Here is a 19,596-nt window from a genome sequence, read left to right as displayed (position 1 = left end):
ACTTTCTTTACTTTTACTTCGTACCAAATAGGCGATCTCCTGCGTCTCCTAGACCAGGAACGATATAGCCTTTTTCGTTTAATTTTTCATCTAATGCAGCGATATAAATATCAACATCTGGGTGAGCTTCTTTAACTGCTTCAACACCTTCTGGAGCAGCGATTAAGCACATAAATTTGATATGTTTTGCACCACGATTTTTCAAGGAGTGAATCGCTTCAATAGCAGAGCCACCTGTTGCAAGCATTGGGTCAACGACGATGAAATCTCTTTCTTCAACATCGCTTGGTAATTTTACATAGTATTCAACAGGCTTTAGTGTTTTTGGATCACGGTAAAGTCCGATATGGCCAACCTTAGCAGCTGGGATAAGCTTTAGGATTCCATCCACCATTCCGATTCCTGCACGCAGAATTGGAATGATTCCAAGTTTTTTACCAGAAAGAACTTTAGACGTTGTCTTACTTACTGGTGTTTCAATTTCGATTTCCTCAAGGGGCATATCACGAGTAATTTCAAAAGCCATTAATGTTGCAACTTCGTCCACTAGCTCGCGGAACTCCTTCGTTCCAGTCCCTTTTTCACGAATGTATGTAAGTTTGTGTTGGATTAATGGGTGATCAAAAACGTATACTTTTGCCATTGCTTTCTCTCCTTTTTTTATCGATTAACTATTGTTCAATACACACTTCGTCTAATTTTACAGAAAAAGTTTTTTAAGAGCAACTCATACTTGAAAATGTTAGCGAAATGACACGAAAAAGGTGAAACTCCGCAATGGAATCTCACCTTTTTGAATCATTATCTGTCTTGATAGAGCGGGAATTTGCTTGTTAAAGCTTCAACACGTTGCTTGGCTTCATCAAGCTTCGCCTCATTGTCATGATTTTTCAATGTAAAGCTGATAATTGAAGCGATCTCTTCCATTTCTGCGGCACCAAATCCACGAGATGTTACAGCAGCCGTTCCGATACGAACTCCACTTGTAACAAATGGACTTTCTGGATCGTAAGGGATTGTATTTTTATTAACGGTAATGCCCACTTCATCAAGGACATGCTCCGCTACTTTTCCTGTAATTCCAAGGGAACGCACATCTACTAATAATAGATGGTTGTCAGTTCCACCTGATACAATTGTTAGACCTTCTTTTTGTAGCTCTTCAGCTAAATGCTTTGCATTCGTCATAATGGCAGCAGCATAGTCCTTAAAGCTATCTTGTAAAGCTTCACCAAAGGAAACGGCCTTTGCCGCGATTACGTGCATTAACGGACCACCTTGAATTCCAGGGAAAATCGATTTATCAATTTTCTTCGCGAATTCTTCTTTGCATAAAATCATTCCTCCACGTGGACCGCGAAGTGTTTTATGCGTAGTTGTTGTCACAAAATCTGCATATGGTACTGGGTTTGGATGAAGGCCAGCAGCGACAAGGCCAGCGATATGAGCCATATCCACCATCAAATATGCGCCTACTTCATCAGCGATTTCTCTGAAACGCTTGAAATCGATCACACGAGGGTACGCACTAGCACCGGCAACAATCAACTTTGGCTTATGAGTACGTGCTTTTTCCAACACATCGTCATAATTGATTGTGTGAGATACTTCGTCCACTCCGTACTCAACGAAATTGTATTGAACACCCGAGAAGTTAACAGGACTTCCATGTGTTAAGTGTCCACCATGAGAAAGATTCATCCCTAAAACCGTATCACCATGCTCGAGAATCGTGAAATATACGGCCATGTTCGCTTGAGCACCAGAATGAGGCTGAACATTGACATGCTCGGCACCGAAGATTTCCTTTGCACGGTCGCGAGCTAGATCTTCCACCACATCGACATATTCACAGCCACCATAGTAACGTCTACCTGGGTAGCCCTCAGCATACTTATTTGTTAAAACAGATCCCTGTGCTTCCATTACTGCTTCACTAACGAAGTTTTCAGATGCAATTAACTCAATTTTCCCACGCTGACGTCCCAATTCTTTTTGGATCGCTTGAAAAACTTGTTCATCCTGCTGTGCTAAATGCTTCATCGTATAATCCCCCTCGTATTCCGAAATATGTATTAACATGTTTTCAATTTTAATCTGTATATCCGAAATTCGCAAGGATCAAAAATAATAAATTCCGAATAATATGACGCTATTTCGAAATAATTGTTCGTTTTTTTAGAGAGTTCCTGTCACTTGGAGCTTTTCCTGAATCGAGTAACCTGCAACATAAGCGGAAATTTTCCGGTTAAATGTAAAGTCGAGCTCGTTTCGGGGTTAATAAGCGGATTTTTTCCGACTATGCAAAGCAAAATACCTCATTTTCAGGTTTTTCGAGCCTATAGGGGAAATTACTCCGTTTATTTAAGCCTTTTTTAATAATAATTACTTAATAAGCGGATTTTTTCCTTTTATTATCGAATCAGGTGTTTAAAACAGAAAAACAGAGCTCCTGTCACAAGACAGAAACTCCATTAGCAAGATTCATTTTCAGGTTTTTTTTCATAAACAGCCCGCACGCCGCCAATTAATTTTGGTCGTGTCGTTGCTAAATTGATATGCGCATTCCCAAGGGCTTTCAGCGAAACCCTTACAGGAACGGCAACATGTTTTAAATGCATACCAATCAATGTATCACCTATGTCGATGCCCGCTTCGGCTCGAATATGCTCAACCACGACTGGATCGTGCAAATGCTGATAGGCGAAAGTGGCCATCGCCCCACCTGCCTTACGAACTGGCACTACTGTTACCTCATCGAGCCCCCGCTGCTCCGCTGTTTCTCTTTCAACAACAATCGCTCGATTCAGATGTTCACAACATTGAAAAGCAAGCTGAATTCCTGTTTTCTTTTGAAGTTCCTGTAGTTGTGTAAAAATCATCCCAGCTACGTCCAACGAGCCTGCTGTTCCAATTTTTTGGCCAATTACTTCACTCGTACTGCAACCGATGACAAAGACCTGATTCTTTTTCAAGGTGACTTGTTGCTGAAATTCATCTAAAATCGTTTCGAATTGCTGCTTCCAGCTTTGCAAATCAGCAGACATGCCAATCCCTCCGATGTTTAGTGCTTGCTTTCGTAGTCAGTGATTTTGCCAACACGATTTGCGTGACGTCCACCTTCGTACTCTGTTGAAAGCCAAGTAGTCGCAATTTCACGTGCAAGACCAGGGCCGATTACGCGCTCTCCCATTGCCAGCATATTGGTATCATTATGTTGACGTGTCGCCTTCGCACTGAACACGTCATGCACAAGGGCACAACGAATGCCTTTCACCTTGTTAGCCGCAATGCTCATGCCAATTCCAGTTCCACAAATCAGAATGCCGCGATCGAATTCTCCAGCCGCCACTTTTTCTGCTACTGGCAATGCATAATCAGGGTAATCAACAGAACCTTCACACTCACAACCAAAATCCTCATATTGAATGCCTAACTCGTCCATTAACGATTTAATTTCTTCACGAATATTAATACCACCATGATCTGACGCAATTGCAACTTTCATTTGTTTTGCCTCCTCTAATGATACATTTCCCGCATAATTCAATATTAATTACAAACTTGTTCACGATTTCATTTTGACATATCGCACCAAAAATATAAAGCTGAAAACATTAAAACAGACTCCCTATCCAGAGAGCCTGTTTTCTGCTGGGGACAAGGAACCTGTCCCCTTGTCCCTTTTACAGCTTGAATCTTGAAATTGTATTCTTCAATTCTTCAGCTTGTTCTTTTAATTCGAATGCGTGCTTTTCCACATTTTCAATCACTTGTGCTTGATTGCTCGTTGCCGCTGTCACTTCTTGTGCACCTGCAGACGTTTCTTCAGCAATGGCCGCAACCTCTTGTGATTGTGTGGATGTATGATGAATGCTTTCCATCTGTTTATCTACTAAAGTCGTAATTTTTGAAACAGATTCAGCCATTTCATTCACAGTTTCCGTCATCGATTCAATGACTTCATTTGTTTTACTACCTTTTTGTGCTTCTTGATTTGCTACTTGCACCTGATCAGTGATTTGCTTCACGACATTTTGAACTTCTTCTTGAATATTTTTTATAAGCTCAGAAATTCCTTGAACCGCCTTCGCACTTTCATCAGCTAGTGTGCGGACCTCTTCAGCTACAACCGCAAAACCTTTTCCATGCTCACCTGCACGAGCCGCTTCAATTGAAGCATTCAAGGCAAGTAGGTTTGTTTGAGCTGCAATATCCCCAACAAGCTGGATAATTTGCTCAACCTTTGAAGCATTCTCTTCTAATCTCTTAACAGTTTGCAAAGAACCTTCGTTTTCATGTGCAAGTCTTTGAATACCGGAAACTAATGAATTGATAACCTCTTTTGATTGTTGTAGGTCTGTCACTAATTCCTTTGAAACTCTTCCAGATTCGTTTGCTGTTTTTTGAACCTCTTCAGCAATGCAAATAACATCTTCAACAGATTCAGCTGTTGCTTGAATGGAAACTGCAGAGTTATCTGCTCCAGCAGAGATTTCCCCAATTGTTCTAGCAATTTGTTCGGCCTGTTCTGCTGCCATAGATGATTCACTAGAAATCGCAATCACCTTTTGATTCGTTTCACGGAAGTTTTCGTCTATTCTTTGTACCATGTCTTTTAAATTTAGAAGCATGTGGTTAAAAGCAATTCCAAGTGAACGGATTTCATCATCCGATTTTGAAAGCTCTGCCTCTGTGGAAATATCTCCATGAGCTGCTTTTAATGCAACCTTTTCTAGCTTTTGCAATGGCTTAATAATGAAGCCAGCGGCCAGAGCTGCTAAAATTCCGGACCATACAATTCCAAGGGCCAAGGTTAGTACCGTGAATGTTAGTTCACTAAACGGTAGGCTGTCTTTTACCATTGGGTATAAAAAGTAAATAAAAAACCCACTCGTCGTATACGTAATGATGGCTAAAATGGTAATGAATAAAGCAAGTTTCTTTCTTAAACTAAACTTATATTTCTTTTTTGCCTCCATGCTGCTCCTCCTAATTCCGATCCCTAGTTCTGTAATCTCTCTATTATTTTATCGATATTTTCACGAATGTCTTTGTAGGTCTTTCGATACATTTCTAACGAACCACCAAACGGATCGATAATATCCCAGTCAAATTCATGACCAGCAAATTCTTTCAACGTAAATGTTTTTTCTTTTCCCTCTGGAAACATGTAGATGATCGACTCTTTATGACTCTCCGTCATAGTAAAAATATAGGTTGCCCAATTGATTAAATCCTTTGTTAGCATCGCGGATTGATGCTGATGGTCAATGTTCTCCTCCTGTAGCACGTGTTGTGCATGTTGGGAGGCTGGATATCCGTCCGCCGCATACACTCCGGCAGAGCGCACCTCGACCCCAGGAATATTTTTACTTTTCAAAATAGCTGCTGCCATTGGACTCCGACACGTATTACCCGTGCAAACAAAAAGTATGTTATTCACTTTGGGTCCTCCTTCTTTCTACATTATATGACATTTTTACCAGCTTCAACAGTAAGTATAGTAAAAAATGTCGACTTTTCTGTAAATTTTTTGACTTTATCAAATTAAAAAAAGCTCCATTTCAGGAGCAATTAAATCTTTATAGGAGCAATAATTTTATCCCAAACGCCATGAGAATCCCTCCGCCAAGCGCTTCACTATAGGTTCCAATCCATCCTTGCACTTTTCGTCCCAGTAGTAAGCCGAGCCACGTTAAAACACAGGCACATACTCCAAAGCAAATGAGTACCAATGCCGTTTTCGCTCCATAAATCCCAAGAGACAAGCCGACCGAAAAGCTATCAAGACTGACGCTAATGGAGAAGAGTAAAAGACCAAATCCAACTGGCGCCATTAATTTTCGTTCATCATCCTTGAAGCTTGACCAAATCATTTGCATACCTAAGAGCAACAATAAGCCTCCGCCAAGAAAGGCCGCGATGTCGCCAAAACGATCAGAAAGAAAGCGACCAGCTAGCATCCCCATCATCGGCATGAGCACATGGAACAAACCGATCATAATGCCGATTTTAAAAATTTGTCTCAGTCGTATACGTACCATCCCTATGCCCAGACCGACAGAAAAGGCATCCATCCCAAGAGCAAATGCCATTATGTTTAGTGTAATCATTTCTCCGATAAATTCAGACATTCTTGTGCCTCCCTTGGACCTGCTAGTCTTAGCATATGCAAAAGCATAAGGGGACAAGTACAAAAACGAAAAAATTTTTTAGCTCTCTTCTACAATTTTATGGCCAGCAGCCTTCATGAGACGGTTCATAATCGCATGACCCACACCCTCGTTCGGGAACATTTCGCCATAAATAATATCCACGTCGGATTTGTTAAAGCTTCTTAAACTATCATACAACGCAGTCGCGACTGTTTCTAATTGAGTCCGTTGTCCACAAACTTGCACGGCATCTGCCTCATAAAAATCGCCGTTTTCTTCCGTTGTCAGCACGCCTACTTTCAATCCCTCGTGCTTTTTTTCTGCAATTAGTTGCTGAATGAAGTCCCGCGAACCTTTTACTAAAAAAAGCGGAGCGTCTGGCGCATAGTGGGTATATTTCATGCCCGGTGATTTTGGCGACGCCTTCAAGTTGGTAAGTGCTGGGTCGACCTTGACTTCGCCAATAACGGCTTCGATTTGTTCCTTTGTGACGCCACCGGGTCTTAGAATTTGTGGAATTTCAGCTGTGCAATCTAGCACTGTCGATTCCACGCCGATGCCTGTTGGTCCACCGTCCACAACAGCCGACACGCGTCCGTTCAAATCCTCCCATACATGCATTGCTGTCGTCGGACTCGGTCTGCCTGAACGGTTTGCACTTGGCGCTGCGATTGGTAAGCCCGCTACATCGATGAGCGCTAAGGCTAATGGATGCTCAGGCATGCGCACCGCCACTGTCTCGAGACCAGCCGTTGCCACATCAGATAAGACCCCATCTTTTTTTTGAAAAATAATCGTCAGTGGGCCTGGCCAGAATTTTTCCATTAAAAGAGACGCCGTTTCCGGGATTTCCTTCACAAATTCGTTTAGTAGTTCTTTTTTGCTTATATGAATAATGAGCGGATTATCGCTCGGTCTGCCTTTTGCTTCGAAAATTTTCAGTACCGCTTCATCGGATTTCGCGTTCCCACCGAGTCCATACACGGTTTCTGTTGGAAAAGCGACAACCTCATTTTCTTTTAAAAAAGTAGCGGCCTGTGCAATTTGTGGATAGGTATCGAGATTATCCACATTTTTATCCACTATTAGTAACTCTGTCTTCATGATTATCCACCTTCATTTTCTCTTTGCTACTACCATACTCTATCACGTTTGAAAGGAGAAAAAAAGTGAAGGGAACATATGCTTTATCCACAAATTGTGTATAAAAACGTTAAAAAAGTGGATAACTTTTTGAATATATCCACATTATTGAAGGTTTAACACCATAAAAACGGAGTTATCCACAGTTCGGATGTGATTGACGTGGTCTGACTCTATTAATTCCTGTGGAAGATTCTCTTTTTCTTCACGTTGAAATCCTAGTAATGTGAAAAAAGATAAACTAGACGACCGGTTTGTTGCAAGATACAGCTTTTCGATTCCTTTCTCTTTTGCTAGTTTTAGCATTTGTTCAAAAATAAAGAGGAGCTCATTTTCACCAATTTGCGTGGTTGTCGCAAAAGAGCGCAGCAGTCCAATTTTACCTAAAGGTTCAATTCCCAATGTAGCTTGAACCCAACCTTTTTCGTCTTCCATGATTAAGAAATAGTCAACTAGGTTCTCGATTCCCTCTGTCCCCAGATTAGCTCCTTGTAAAAATGAAATTAGCTTCTTTGTATCCCCATTCTGTGCATAACGTACCATCATTGCCATTCTCCAACATCCCTTCATCAATTTTCTATTACTATTAATATGAAGTAGATTTTCATATAGAACTTTTACTAGATTATTTTTTCGTATTAAAAAAGCCTTGCTGGCGCAAGACTTATCCAAAAATCTTTTCAAAGATTTCTACTAGAAAGAACTTCACTTTAACGGGTTCCTCTTCGTCATCCACCACAAGAGGTTCCTCTTTTTCTTTTTCGGCTACTTCTTTTTCTACTTCTTTCTCTTCTATTTTCGTCTCTTTGTCTTCCTGTTCACTTACTGCGACCCCATTTGAAAAGTCCAAGAAACATAGTGGTGGAAAAAGGACACACCACCAATTGGCTCCTGCTCCTTCTCCTAGCGTTACCAAAATTGCTTCATACTCCCCGGCTGGATATAGAAACTCCCCATATAGCTTTGTAGGGAAATCAACATTATATTTGAATTCAGCATGAACATCTTGCTTCACGTTATTCTCTAGTAAAACTTTTTCAGCGATTTTTTGAATTTCAGGCATTCCTTCTTGGATAATCCGTCTTGCTTCTTCGACGGACGTTAAATCTTCCACCCATTTTGTTATTTCTAGATTAATTGCATCACGCACTTTACGTTTGATAGCTTGGTCTTCTTCTGAATCACTATTTGCTAGAATCCGAAGTCGAATCGCTTCACTTGGAATGACCTGCAGTTCGTTTGCTGTCACTTCATTTTTTGGAATATATAAGCTACACAAGGTGCCAATCGATAAGATTAATATATAAATAAGTGCCATTTTGTTTGTTTTCAAGTTTCTCCACCCCTTCACCACTCATTGTGGACAGGAGTTAAGAATCTTAAACTATTAAAATGAAAAATTTTTGATAGATGGTTGGACTGGTTTGGGCCAGGTATGCAGAAATGCGCGTTCGAGGCTGATTTATGCGTGAGAACCCTTGATTCTCGCGCATAAACTACTAAAAATGGTAATTGAGCATACGGATATCAGTTCAACAAGTTCTGATTTACCTTTTTTCGGTCAAACCCCATGACTAGATGAGGTAGCTTGAGGTTGATATCGGCGAAAATTTAATTATATCGGCGTTTTTCAAATTTTATCGGCGAAAATCACGATATATCGGCGATCACACGAAAAAACCTCCCTCAATCTCGAGGAAGGTCCACCAAAACAACTATCCGATCTCTGCAAACACCATTCGGTCCTTGCCATTAATATCATAAACGACATCCACTTTGGCATCTGCAAAAGTCTCAGCCAATAACCCTGAAACAGCTTCACTTTGACCAGCACCAACTTCGAATCCAATCAGCGCTCGCTTCCCAATCACGGAAGGTAGCTGCTTCATCAAACGGCGGTAAATATCAAGTCCATCCTCACCTGCAAATAGTGCGCGATGAGGCTCATGCTCGGTCACTACAACCGACATCGTCTCAATATCACCAGTTGGGATGTATGGTGGATTTGAGAGAATCACATCAAACTTATCTCCAGCACTCAAAAATGGCGCCAACAAATCTCCCAAAACAAACTCAACTTCAGCACCAAGCTCCTTAGCATTCCCTTCAGCAACCTCTAGTGACTCCTTCGCAATATCCGACGCTGTCACATGCAAGCTCGGTCGCTCCAGCTTCATCGTCACCGCAATTGCTCCGCTCCCGGTCCCAATATCAAGAAACCTCAAGCCCTCAGCAGCCCCAAACAGCCGCTTAATCCGTTCCAACGCCCCATACACAAGCTCTTCTGTCTCAGGGCGTGGAATCAGCACTTCCCGATTGACCGCAAATCGACGACCGTAAAACTCTTCATAGCCCATCATATATTGAATTGGCTCGCCTTCACCATGCAGAAGAACAGCACGCTCAAACTCTACCCAAACATCTGCAGAAAGCTCTTCACGAAAATTCGCCAACAACGTAGCACGATTCACCCCTAAGAAGTGGCACAGCAATAGCTCTCCCGCATTTTCGTCGCGCCCCTTCTCCATTAAAAAAGAAGAAGCCCATTTGAGGGCTTCATACACTTTTTTACTCATTAGAAGCTCTTTCCAATCTCGCAGATTGGTCTTCAAGAATTAACGCATCGATGATCTCATCCATTTTTCCTTGAAGGATTTGATCAAGCTTTTGAATCGTTAAGCCTATGCGGTGGTCAGTAACACGGTTTTGTGGGAAGTTGTAAGTACGGATACGTTCAGAACGGTCCCCAGTACCAACAGCTGATTTTCTGTTTTGATCATACTCCGCTTGCGCTTCTTGTTGGAATTTATCATATACACGCGCGCGCAATACTTTCATTGCCTTGTCTCTGTTTTTATGCTGAGATTTTTCATCCTGACATGTAACAACGATGCCTGTAGGGATATGTGTTAAACGTACAGCAGACATCGTCGTGTTAACACTTTGCCCACCTGCTCCAGATGAAGCGTACGTATCAAAACGAATATCTTTGTCATGGATTTCTACTTCAACTTCTTCTGCTTCTGGTAAAACTACAACTGTTGCCGTAGACGTATGGATACGACCGCCAGACTCAGTTTCTGGTACACGTTGTACACGGTGTGCCCCATTTTCAAACTTCAGCTTGGAATAAGCGCCATTTCCATTAATCATGAAAATGATCTCCTTGAATCCACCTACGCCTGTAGAGCTTGATTCAATAACCTCTGTTCTCCAGCCTTGAGATTCAGCAAAACGGCTGTACATGCGGTATAAGTCACCAGCAAATAGAGCAGCTTCATCTCCACCAGCAGCACCACGAATCTCCATGATTACGTTCTTATCATCATTTGGGTCCTTTGGAATCAATAAGATCTTTAATCTCGCCTGAAGATCTTCGATTTGCTCCTCAAGCTCACCCAATTCTTCTTTTACCATTTCGCGCATATCCGCATCGAGTTTTTCCTCGAGCATCGCCTTCGCATCCTGGAGTTGTTCTTTTACTTCTTTATATTCACGGTAAACTTCTACCGTTTGTTGAATATCTGATTGTTCCTTAGAATATTCACGTAGCTTTTTCGGATCATTGACAATATCCGGATCGCTCAAAAGCTCGTTTAATTTTTCATAGCGATCTTCTACCGCTTGTAATCGATCAAACATATTTTCACCTCAAGGTTTATTAAAAAGGTTTCCGTACATATTTCAAAAAAAGTCTATAACAGTCTAATTATAGTATAGGGAATATACCGCGTCAAAACCAATCCGAAAAAAAACATGCCCAAATCGAGCATGTTTAAATTGTTTAGAATAAAAAGGTGTACCCTTCAGGCTGATTGAAAACGTTTGTCGCATCTAAGAGCGAAGCCTTGGGTGGAGCGGAGTTACCATAGTAGGTAATGAGCACCGGACAAGGCGAAGCAACGAAGAAAGCGAGCGTTTGCCAACAAGAAGTTAATCCTCATTCACCTTAACCTCAATATCATAATCCGGAAGAGCCTTCATCAAGATTTTATGAAGACGAGCTTGGGCATCCATTTTCTCTTTTGAAGTCAAATCTGCGTCCGTATGGGCCGTGACCCATAAATCATCTCCATTAATCCAAATAGAGTCAGGTGTGAACTCACCTGTATCTTCAATTACCTTGCGAGCATGCTCTGTGTCCCTTTCATTATTCCGTTCTGAGCCTGTATTGAGCAAATTCGGATTTTGATCGGACATTGTACGGCCTGGAAGCTCATCACCTGTGTGAATCACATTCGTTCCCTTTGTATCATTATTTTCCGTTAGCTCATCCTGAAGATTTCCATCACAGCCCGTTATGATAAAAAGAGTGAGAAATAACAATAACTTTTTCACGCATGACACATCCTTTTTCTTATAGGATGTCCCGCGATTTCGAACGAAATTCACAAAAAAAAGCCTACTATGACAGCAGGCTAGATGGATTCAGATATAACAGGTCTTTCAATCACGTTTGGGGACTTTGGGACTTCATGATGATGACGACAACGCGCTTCATACGATTCAGAAGCACCTACTAAAATGATTGGGTCATCATAAGAAGCTGGCTGCCCATTAATCAAGCGTTGCGTTCTGCTTGCAGGGTTCCCACAAACTGTACATACAGCTTGAAGCTTCGTCACTGACTCAGCGATCGCCATAATTGCAGGCATTTGGCCAAATGGCTCGCCACGGAAATCCTGGTCAAGACCAGCTGTAATCACACGATGGCCACTATCAGCTAAATGTTGAATAACCTTGATGATCTCGTCATCGAAAAATTGCACTTCATCGATAGCAATAACATCTTCATCAGACTCAATATACTTAAAAATATCTGTAGATTGAGCAATTGGAATTGCGTTAACGGATGTACCATTATGAGAGACAACAGCTTCATCACTATAGCGATTATCAATTTTCGGCTTAAACACAGCAATTTTTTGTTTAGCATATTGGGCTCTTCGAACGCGACGAATTAACTCCTCCGATTTACCAGAAAACATGCTTCCGCAAACTACTTCTACCCAGCCGTGATGGTTAACTACATACATGTACAGGTCTCTCCTTCCATGGATACATACGATCTATGTAAACACTTGTTGAATAATTTAATGTAATAATAATGGCTTATTGCATATTAAAAAACAACGTTCTTTTTACCTAATATATATAGAATCACAGATAATTAATTTTCACATTTATTGTAAAAACAATCCCGAATATTAGAAAGAAAAAACAGGCAAAGGTTCTGCCTGTTTTGGTTGGTTATTATTCTTGTTCTTGTGACTTAAGGCCGTATTTCTTATTGAATCGATCAACACGTCCGCCAGCTTCAGCGAATTTTTGACGACCAGTATAGAATGGGTGGCATTCAGAACAAGTTTCTACACGGATTTCTTCTTGAACAGAACCAGTTTCGAACTCGTTACCGCAAGCACATTTCACCATTGCTTTTTTATAATTTGGATGAATTCCTGCTTTCATTCCTTTTCAGCTCCTTTTCGCCCTGAATCTTTCGAAACAGAGTTATATATGCAGCATAGTATTCCCATGCTGTAAAAAATCATAAACGCACAAAATCTATTATAACAGCGTGATATTTGTTTTGCAATATGGGAAAATTTTTAAGCTACTTTTGCGCAAAGAACCAATTCTTAAGATCTCTTCGCTTTCATTTCCTCGTCTAGCTTAGCAAAAAATTCTTCATTTGATTTAGTAGTTTTCAACTTGCGTAAAAACTTCTCAACAAATTCAGGACTGTCTGTCATAGACTTGCGGATTGCCCATAGCTTATCCAAGTGATCCTTCGGAATAATAAGCTCTTCTTTACGAGTTCCTGAACGACGAATATCAATCGCTGGGAAGATTCTTCTTTCTGCAAGCGCACGATCTAAGTGAAGCTCAAGATTACCAGTACCTTTGAATTCTTCATAGATAACATCGTCCATACGTGATCCTGTATCAACAAGTGCAGTAGCCAAAATGGTTAAGCTACCTCCCTCTTCAATGTTACGAGCAGCCCCGAAGAAACGCTTCGGTCTATGAAATGCCGCAGGGTCAATACCACCAGAAAGTGTTCGTCCACTTGGCGGAATCACTAGGTTATATGCACGAGCAAGACGTGTAATGCTGTCCATTAAAATGATAACATCACGCTTATGCTCAACGAGTCTCATGGCTCTTTCTAAGACAAGCTCAGCAACCTTGATATGGTTTTCTGGAACCTCATCAAAAGTTGAGCTAACTACATCACCAGCAACAGAACGTTCAATGTCCGTTACTTCTTCTGGACGCTCATCGATAAGAAGGACGATTAATTCGGCTTCAGGATGATTTGTCGTGATGCTATTGGCAATTTGTTTTAATAGAACCGTTTTACCAGCTTTAGGTGGGGCTACGATTAAGCCACGTTGACCAAATCCAACGGGTGCAATTAAGTCCATAATTCTTGTAGACATATGCTTTGGAGTTGTTTCAAGCTTCATTTGACGGTCAGGATATAGGGGAGTTAAGGCAGGGAAGTGAACCCGCTCTTTCGCAGATTCTGGGTCGTCTCCGTTCACTGCTTCTACATGTAAAAGTCCAAAATAGCGTTCATTTTCCTTTGGCGGTCGAACCTTACCAGAAACTTTATCACCATTACGCAAATCAAATCTTCTAATTTGTGATGCGGAAATATAGATGTCTTCCGAGCTTGGTGAGTAGTTAATCGGTCGAAGGAAGCCAAAGCCCTCTGATTGGATAATTTCGAGTACACCTTCCATGAAGAAGTACCCTTCTTGTTCCGCTCTTGCTTTTAAGATGGCAAAAATTAATTCTTTTTTCGTTAATTTGCTGTAATAAGAAACTCGATACGTCTTTGCAAGCTCGTAAAGTTCCTTTAGTTTCATATTTTCTAATCCAGATATTGTTAAATCCATGATTACACCACTCTTTATATAATAGGTTTCATTTCATTCTATTCTTTAAGCTACCTCGAAGAGATTCATTCTTTTGATATGATTTGTGACAGGATAAAGGAAAGAATACTTTTTGAGGCTGATGGAAGCATAGGAAGAGAAAAAATGAATGATGAAGCAATCCGTTTCATGTTGAAAAACGAACCCTTTTTTAAACATTATGAAATCGTTTCAAGTAACTAGAGTTTATTCTATGAATAGATAAAAAACAACCTCTATTTTACCCCTTTTGCTGAAAATTAATCAATATAATTTTTTCTGGAATCATTTTAGAAGGAAGGAATGTTGAGGTCTGTTCGTGCAGACCTCAACTTTATTTTTAGTTTAAGGAAGTCTAGTCTTTTTATTTAGACTACTTACTAGCTCCAACGCCTAGCGCCTCGATTGAAAAATACAAACCATTTTTCATTGGTCGCTTCAGGTCAGTGATTGAAGTCAAAGTTCAGACTTCATCCCCTGCCCTGCAAGCAGCTGTCGGGGCTGTTCAAGGTGTTTCCGCTTTATTATTTTATGACTAAATGAGGTTTCTTTTTCAAGCTGTGTCGTCCTTCGATAAAGCGGACCGTGCCTGATTTTGCGCGCATAACTAAGGAATGAGTCGAACCATAGGATCCTTTAAACTGGACGCCTCGTAACAATTCTCCGTCGGTAACACCTGTTGCTGCGAAAATAGCGTCGTCCCCTTTAACAAGGTCTTCCATGCGCAAAATCTTATTTACATCTAAGCCCATACGGATACAACGTTCGAGCTCTTCTTCACTTTGTGGAATAAGCTTTCCTTGAATTTCTCCACCGAGACATTTTAAAGCAACAGCAGCCAGAACTCCTTCAGGTGCTCCACCTGAACCAAAAAGGATATCCACGCCAGTATGATCAAACGCCGTATTAATCGCTCCGGCTACATCACCATCATTAATGAGCTTAATACGAGCACCTGCTTCACGAAGCTCAGCAATTATATGTTCATGGCGTTCTCTGTTTAAAACAGTAGCCACTACATCTTCAATGTCCTTGTTTTTTGCTTTCGCAACTGCTCTTAAATTGTCTGTAACAGAAGCATTGATATCAATTTTCCCAACCGCTTCTGGGCCAACCGCAATTTTTTCCATATACATATCTGGTGCATGAAGTAAATTTCCGTGATCGGCAACAGCAATGACAGCTAGCGCATTCCAACCGCCAGATGCCACAATATTCGTTCCTTCGAGTGGGTCTACCGCAACATCCACACGCGGACCATAGCCTGTCCCAAGTTTTTCTCCAATATACAGCATTGGTGCTTCGTCCATTTCACCTTCACCAATAACTACCGTTCCTTTCATCGGAACCGTGTCAAACACATCTCGCATAGCTGATGTCGCAGCATCATCTGCTTCATCCTTTTTCCCTCTACCCATCCAACGCGCAGAAGCTAATGCCGCACCTTCAGTGACGCGGACTAGCTCCATTGATAAACTTCTTTCCATCGGTGTTCCTCCCCCATAAGAAAACCCTATTTCCGTTTTTTCTACTCTATCAAAACTTTTGTGTAAGATTCTTAGGTGTACGAAACATAGGAAACGAGAAAATTATGCTTGATTCATTTGCTCCATTTCCTCCTTGGAAAGGTCTTCTTTCCAAATCGTTGCGCCAAGTCCTTCTAATTTCTCTACGATATGACTATATCCCCGATAAATATGCTCTACGCCAGTTATTTCGGTAATCCCTTCAGCCATAAGCCCTGCGATGACGAGAGCTGCTCCTGCTCGGAGATCACTCGCCTTCACTTTTGCTCCTTGTAGCTGAACTGGACCGCTGATGATCGCTGAACGACCTTCTACCTTAATATTGGCATTCATCCGTCTTAATTCATCAATATGCTTAAAGCGCGCGCTATAAATGGTATCTGTGACCACGCTCGTCCCTTTTGCCCTCGTTAATAAGGAGGTAAAAGGCTGTTGTAGATCCGTTGGGAAACCAGGATACACAAGCGTTTTGATATCCACCGGTTTAAATGACTCTGCTTTGCCAACAAACACTTGGTCATCCTTGGCATCAATCGGAACGCCCATTTCACGAAGCTTCGCAATTAAGGATTCTAAATGCTGTGGAATGATATTGTCGATGAGGATTCCCTCTCCGGCAGCCGCTCCTAAAATTAAATATGTACCTGCTTCGATTCGATCAGGAATAATGGTATGTCTGCAGCCATGAAGCTCGTCCACCCCATCAATCCGAATAACATCGGTTCCGGCACCTTTAATTTTCGCTCCCATATTGGTTAAAAGTGTTGCCACGTCAATGATTTCTGGCTCTTTCGCGGCATTTTCTATAATTGTACGACCTTTTGCTCGTACGGCAGCAAGCATAATATTAATTGTCGCGCCCACACTAACAACGTCCAAATAAATTCTTGCACCCACAAGCTCATTTGCACGCAAATAGATTGCGCCTTGCTCGTTCGTCACACTTGCACCCAAGGCTTCAAAGCCTTTAATATGCTGGTCAATCGGTCTAGGTCCTAAATGGCATCCACCAGGTAAGCCGATGACCGCTTTCTTAAAACGACCCAGCATTGCTCCCATTAAATAATAGGAAGCACGAAGCTTCTTAACCTTTCCGTTTGGCAACGGCATCGAAATCATCGACGACGGATCAACGGTCATTTCATTATTGGAAAATTGGACTGTTCCTCCAATTTCCTCAAGAAGATCCTTTAAGATTTCAACATCAGAAATTTCCGGTAAACCTTCAATCGTGACTGGTGAATCAGCCAAAATGGTCGCGGGAATAAGCGCAACAGCACTATTCTTCGCTCCACTGATGCGAACCGTGCCCTTCAAAGGGTAACCCCCTGCGATTTTAAGCTTTTCCATCTCTGACTCCCTTCTCTACCTTGATGTCAACTGCATCTGTAGCAATTGCTGTTCTATTGGAGAAAAACCCTCGCAAAAAAAACTTCCATACAATTTTTCGACATAGTTTCTCTATTATCTAGTTTACACGAAAAAACAAATTCCATGTATGCGTTTTAAAAAAAGTTGAATTTAAGACAAAAGTCTTAGTAGATTATCGATTATCCGCGGTTATTCCAATCTGCTAAAAATGCTTCTATTCCCTTGTCTGTTAACGGATGATTAAATAGTTGCAGGATTACCTTATAAGGCATTGTTCCGATATGGGCCCCTCTTAAAGCAGCCTCGGTTACGTGTTGAGGATGTCTGATAGATGCAGCAATAATTTCACTTTCGATGTTATGTACTCTGAAGATGTCTGCTATTGTGGAAATTAATTCTAGACCGTTATGACCGATATCATCTAGTCTACCCAAAAATGGTGAAACATAAGAGGCACCAGCTCGTGCAGCTAATAGCGCTTGATTCGCACTGAAAATTAAGGTGACATTTGTCTTTATACCCTCTTTTGAAAAAACTGAAACAGCTTTTAGCCCATCTGGAGTCATTGGAACTTTAATGGTGATGTTTGGAGCAATTTTTGCGAGCACTCTTCCTTCACGAATCATTCCTTCTGCATCAAGGGCAATGACTTCAGCACTGACAGAACCAGGTACGAGCGCGGTAATTTCACGAAGACGGTCTTCAAACGATACATTTTTTTCTTTTGCAACTAACGTTGGATTCGTCGTTACACCCGCAATAATCCCTAAAGAATACGCTTCTCTGATTTCTTCCATATTAGCTGTATCAATAAAAAATTTCATGCATCTCATCCTCCTCTTTTACCAAATTTTAGCGTGCTCTCTCTATAATTACAACCAAAATGAACGAAAAACCGCCTCTTATTTCAAGGCGGTTTTTCATATCTGGGTAGGAGCTAGCTTTTTTCAGATGCTAAACCTACTATATGCATTTAACTTAAGCTTTACCTGCAGAACCAAATTCACGCATTTTGCCGATTACTGTTTCTTTAATCGCATCGCGAGCTGGTCCTAAGTATTTACGTGGATCGTATTCGTTTGGCTTTGCAGCTAATACTTCACGTACTACTTTAGCAGAAGCAATTTGGTTTTCAGTGTTAACGTTGATTTTGGCAGTTCCTAAAGAAACTGACTTCTGAATATCTTTTGTAGGAATTCCAGTTCCTCCGTGAAGAACTAGTGGAAGTCCAGTAGCTTTACCGATTTCTTCCATTTCCTTGAAACCAAGGTTTGGTTCACCTTTGTAAGGTCCGTGAACTGAACCTAATGCAGGAGCTAAGCAGTCGATACCAGTACGGTTAACAAGCTCAACACATTCTGCTGGATCAGCGTAAATAACGCCCTCAGCAACAACATCGTCTTCTTGTCCACCGACAGTACCTAATTCAGCTTCAACGGAAACACCCTTAGAATGAGCGTAATCAACAACTTTCTTAGTTGTTTCAACGTTTTCTTCAAACGGATGATGAGAAGCGTCAATCATAACAGAAGTAAAGCCTGCGTCGATTGCTTCTTTACATTTATCATAGCTTGAACCATGGTCTAAATGGATCGCTACAGGAACTGTAACCTTATAATCTTCTAGAAGGCCTTCAACCATTTTTACAATTGTTTTGAAGCCACCCATATAACGAGCTGCACCTTCAGAAACACCAAGAATAACTGGTGATTTTTCTTCTTCAGCTGCTAGTAAAATCGCTTGAGTAAATTCAAGGTTATTGATGTTGAATTGACCAACTGCATAGCCGCCGTCTTTTGCTTTAATTAGCATTTCTTTCATTGAAACTAAAGGCATTCTTTTTCCTCCTTTGACATGATCTCATCATCGTAAGCACCGATTTAAGTGTTCCCTTTATAAAAAGTGAATATGTATGAAAATCAATGGACTTTCCGTGATTTTGATCTCTAAGGACATTCTACCAAATTAGAAAAAGAATTGCTAATAGGGTTGCCCAATGAATTGTAAGTCTTTCAATTCAGATTTTTCCATATACTGTAATCGATTTCATAGACCTTAGCTTGTTTTAACAGCAATATATGTTTTGACGGCTTCGCGAATATCATCAATGTCGAACGGCTTCGCAAAGTGAGCTAGTGCACCTAGATTTTTCGCTTCCTGGATCATGTCCAATTCCCCATATGCCGTCATAATGATGACGCGAATGTCATCCTTAATGAGCTTCATTCGCTTCAAAATTTCAATGCCGTCCATTCCTGGAATTTTCATATCAAGTAATACTAAGTCAGGGCAATTTTTTTCCACGATGTCTAATGCCTGTATGCCATTCGCAGCTTGATGTGTCTCGTAACCTTCTTTTTGCAACACTTCGTTTAGGAGAATCCGGATGCCAAACTGATCATCTACGATTAATACTTTTCCCTTCATCAAACCACCTCTTTCTTGATATAGATATAACCCTTGATGCTAACTTTT

At 41.1% G+C, this 19,596-nt stretch carries 21 protein-coding genes; all 21 read right to left on the bottom strand.

Annotation, left to right across the window (positions count from 1 at the left end):
- Positions 1–13: 13 nt before the first annotated feature.
- The 21 genes from upp to FA727_RS12625 all read right to left on the bottom strand — a co-directional run bounded on the left by upp (position 14) and on the right by FA727_RS12625 (position 19,551).
- The gene (gene upp, locus FA727_RS12725; protein ID WP_126408162.1) at positions 14–643 is read right to left on the bottom strand and encodes a uracil phosphoribosyltransferase; all 630 of its coding nucleotides are present in this window, start codon (positions 641–643) and stop codon (positions 14–16) included.
- A gap of 158 nt (positions 644–801) precedes the next feature.
- Positions 802–2,043: a serine hydroxymethyltransferase gene (gene glyA, locus FA727_RS12720; RefSeq protein ID WP_136831327.1), complete on the bottom strand. Its 1,242-nt coding sequence runs from the start codon at positions 2,041–2,043 to the stop codon at positions 802–804.
- A gap of 431 nt (positions 2,044–2,474) precedes the next feature.
- On the bottom strand, positions 2,475–3,047 hold the full coding sequence (locus tag FA727_RS12715) for a TIGR01440 family protein (RefSeq protein ID WP_136831326.1): 573 nt from the start codon (positions 3,045–3,047) through the stop codon (positions 2,475–2,477).
- Positions 3,048–3,064: 17 nt separating this feature from the next.
- Positions 3,065–3,508 carry a ribose 5-phosphate isomerase B gene (rpiB, locus tag FA727_RS12710; RefSeq protein WP_136831736.1) on the bottom strand — a complete coding sequence of 148 codons (444 nt, stop codon included), beginning with the start codon at positions 3,506–3,508 and terminating at the stop codon, positions 3,065–3,067.
- A gap of 178 nt (positions 3,509–3,686) precedes the next feature.
- The gene (locus tag FA727_RS12705; protein ID WP_136831325.1) at positions 3,687–4,982 is read right to left on the bottom strand and encodes a methyl-accepting chemotaxis protein; all 1,296 of its coding nucleotides are present in this window, start codon (positions 4,980–4,982) and stop codon (positions 3,687–3,689) included.
- A gap of 23 nt (positions 4,983–5,005) precedes the next feature.
- On the bottom strand, positions 5,006–5,446 hold the full coding sequence (locus FA727_RS12700; RefSeq protein ID WP_136831324.1) for a low molecular weight protein arginine phosphatase: 441 nt from the start codon (positions 5,444–5,446) through the stop codon (positions 5,006–5,008).
- A gap of 139 nt (positions 5,447–5,585) precedes the next feature.
- Positions 5,586–6,137 (bottom strand): manganese efflux pump MntP, encoded by a 552-nt coding sequence (locus FA727_RS12695; RefSeq protein WP_136831323.1) that lies wholly within the window; start codon positions 6,135–6,137, stop codon positions 5,586–5,588.
- Between the two features lie 78 nt (positions 6,138–6,215).
- Entirely contained in the window at positions 6,216–7,262 is a 1,047-nt protein-coding gene (locus FA727_RS12690) for an L-threonylcarbamoyladenylate synthase (protein WP_136831322.1), read from the bottom strand.
- A 144-nt stretch (positions 7,263–7,406) separates the two neighbouring features.
- The gene (locus FA727_RS12685; RefSeq protein ID WP_136831321.1) at positions 7,407–7,853 is read right to left on the bottom strand and encodes a GNAT family N-acetyltransferase; all 447 of its coding nucleotides are present in this window, start codon (positions 7,851–7,853) and stop codon (positions 7,407–7,409) included.
- Between the two features lie 112 nt (positions 7,854–7,965).
- Entirely contained in the window at positions 7,966–8,634 is a 669-nt protein-coding gene (gene spoIIR, locus FA727_RS12680) for a stage II sporulation protein R (protein WP_246041861.1), read from the bottom strand.
- 382 nt (positions 8,635–9,016) lie between these two features.
- Positions 9,017–9,877 carry a peptide chain release factor N(5)-glutamine methyltransferase gene (gene prmC, locus FA727_RS12675; RefSeq protein WP_136831320.1) on the bottom strand — a complete coding sequence of 287 codons (861 nt, stop codon included), beginning with the start codon at positions 9,875–9,877 and terminating at the stop codon, positions 9,017–9,019.
- On the bottom strand, positions 9,870–10,943 hold the full coding sequence (gene prfA, locus FA727_RS12670; RefSeq protein WP_136831319.1) for a peptide chain release factor 1: 1,074 nt from the start codon (positions 10,941–10,943) through the stop codon (positions 9,870–9,872). The genes prmC and prfA overlap by 8 nt, the downstream gene beginning before the upstream one ends.
- Before the next feature lie 291 nt (positions 10,944–11,234).
- Positions 11,235–11,639 carry a hypothetical protein gene (locus FA727_RS12665; protein ID WP_136831318.1) on the bottom strand — a complete coding sequence of 135 codons (405 nt, stop codon included), beginning with the start codon at positions 11,637–11,639 and terminating at the stop codon, positions 11,235–11,237.
- An 80-nt stretch (positions 11,640–11,719) separates the two neighbouring features.
- Entirely contained in the window at positions 11,720–12,337 is a 618-nt protein-coding gene (locus FA727_RS12660; RefSeq protein WP_136831317.1) for a thymidine kinase, read from the bottom strand.
- 217 nt (positions 12,338–12,554) lie between these two features.
- Positions 12,555–12,770, bottom strand: a complete 216-nt coding sequence (rpmE, locus tag FA727_RS12655; RefSeq protein WP_136831316.1) for a 50S ribosomal protein L31 — start codon at positions 12,768–12,770, stop codon at positions 12,555–12,557.
- Between the two features lie 170 nt (positions 12,771–12,940).
- Positions 12,941–14,206, bottom strand: a complete 1,266-nt coding sequence (rho, locus tag FA727_RS12650) for a transcription termination factor Rho (RefSeq protein WP_136831315.1) — start codon at positions 14,204–14,206, stop codon at positions 12,941–12,943.
- A 542-nt stretch (positions 14,207–14,748) separates the two neighbouring features.
- Positions 14,749–15,711, bottom strand: coding sequence for a class II fructose-bisphosphatase (glpX, locus tag FA727_RS12645; protein ID WP_136831314.1), 963 nt, complete (start codon positions 15,709–15,711; stop codon positions 14,749–14,751).
- 102 nt (positions 15,712–15,813) lie between these two features.
- Positions 15,814–17,100: a UDP-N-acetylglucosamine 1-carboxyvinyltransferase gene (gene murA / locus FA727_RS12640; RefSeq protein ID WP_136831313.1), complete on the bottom strand. Its 1,287-nt coding sequence runs from the start codon at positions 17,098–17,100 to the stop codon at positions 15,814–15,816.
- 200 nt (positions 17,101–17,300) lie between these two features.
- Positions 17,301–17,945, bottom strand: coding sequence for a fructose-6-phosphate aldolase (fsa, locus tag FA727_RS12635; RefSeq protein WP_136831312.1), 645 nt, complete (start codon positions 17,943–17,945; stop codon positions 17,301–17,303).
- Positions 17,946–18,099: 154 nt separating this feature from the next.
- Positions 18,100–18,957, bottom strand: a complete 858-nt coding sequence (locus tag FA727_RS12630) for a class II fructose-bisphosphate aldolase (protein WP_136831311.1) — start codon at positions 18,955–18,957, stop codon at positions 18,100–18,102.
- Between the two features lie 219 nt (positions 18,958–19,176).
- On the bottom strand, positions 19,177–19,551 hold the full coding sequence (locus FA727_RS12625) for a response regulator (protein WP_194138529.1): 375 nt from the start codon (positions 19,549–19,551) through the stop codon (positions 19,177–19,179).
- Positions 19,552–19,596 lie beyond the last annotated feature (45 nt).

Origin of the sequence: Robertmurraya kyonggiensis (genome assembly GCF_005116465.1) — a bacterium.
Taxonomy (GTDB): domain Bacteria; phylum Bacillota; class Bacilli; order Bacillales; family Cytobacillaceae; genus Robertmurraya; species Robertmurraya kyonggiensis.
This window is presented reverse-complemented; position numbering and strand designations above follow the sequence as displayed.

Coding starts and splice junctions, on each gene's coding strand:
- FA727_RS12660 (WP_136831317.1), bottom strand. CDS start 12,337: ATGTATGTAGTTAACCATCACGGCTGGGTAGAAGTAGTTTGCGGAAGC.
- glyA (WP_136831327.1), bottom strand. CDS start 2,043: ATGAAGCATTTAGCACAGCAGGATGAACAAGTTTTTCAAGCGATCCAA.
- FA727_RS12695 (WP_136831323.1), bottom strand. CDS start 6,137: ATGTCTGAATTTATCGGAGAAATGATTACACTAAACATAATGGCATTT.
- prmC (WP_136831320.1), bottom strand. CDS start 9,877: ATGAGTAAAAAAGTGTATGAAGCCCTCAAATGGGCTTCTTCTTTTTTA.
- FA727_RS12630 (WP_136831311.1), bottom strand. CDS start 18,957: ATGCCTTTAGTTTCAATGAAAGAAATGCTAATTAAAGCAAAAGACGGC.
- glpX (WP_136831314.1), bottom strand. CDS start 15,711: ATGGAAAGAAGTTTATCAATGGAGCTAGTCCGCGTCACTGAAGGTGCG.
- FA727_RS12690 (WP_136831322.1), bottom strand. CDS start 7,262: ATGAAGACAGAGTTACTAATAGTGGATAAAAATGTGGATAATCTCGAT.
- FA727_RS12715 (WP_136831326.1), bottom strand. CDS start 3,047: ATGTCTGCTGATTTGCAAAGCTGGAAGCAGCAATTCGAAACGATTTTA.
- rho (WP_136831315.1), bottom strand. CDS start 14,206: ATGGATTTAACAATATCTGGATTAGAAAATATGAAACTAAAGGAACTT.
- prfA (WP_136831319.1), bottom strand. CDS start 10,943: ATGTTTGATCGATTACAAGCGGTAGAAGATCGCTATGAAAAATTAAAC.
- rpiB (WP_136831736.1), bottom strand. CDS start 3,508: ATGAAAGTTGCAATTGCGTCAGATCATGGTGGTATTAATATTCGTGAA.
- rpmE (WP_136831316.1), bottom strand. CDS start 12,770: ATGAAAGCAGGAATTCATCCAAATTATAAAAAAGCAATGGTGAAATGT.
- fsa (WP_136831312.1), bottom strand. CDS start 17,945: ATGAAATTTTTTATTGATACAGCTAATATGGAAGAAATCAGAGAAGCG.
- FA727_RS12685 (WP_136831321.1), bottom strand. CDS start 7,853: ATGGCAATGATGGTACGTTATGCACAGAATGGGGATACAAAGAAGCTA.
- murA (WP_136831313.1), bottom strand. CDS start 17,100: ATGGAAAAGCTTAAAATCGCAGGGGGTTACCCTTTGAAGGGCACGGTT.
- upp (WP_126408162.1), bottom strand. CDS start 643: ATGGCAAAAGTATACGTTTTTGATCACCCATTAATCCAACACAAACTT.
- FA727_RS12705 (WP_136831325.1), bottom strand. CDS start 4,982: ATGGAGGCAAAAAAGAAATATAAGTTTAGTTTAAGAAAGAAACTTGCT.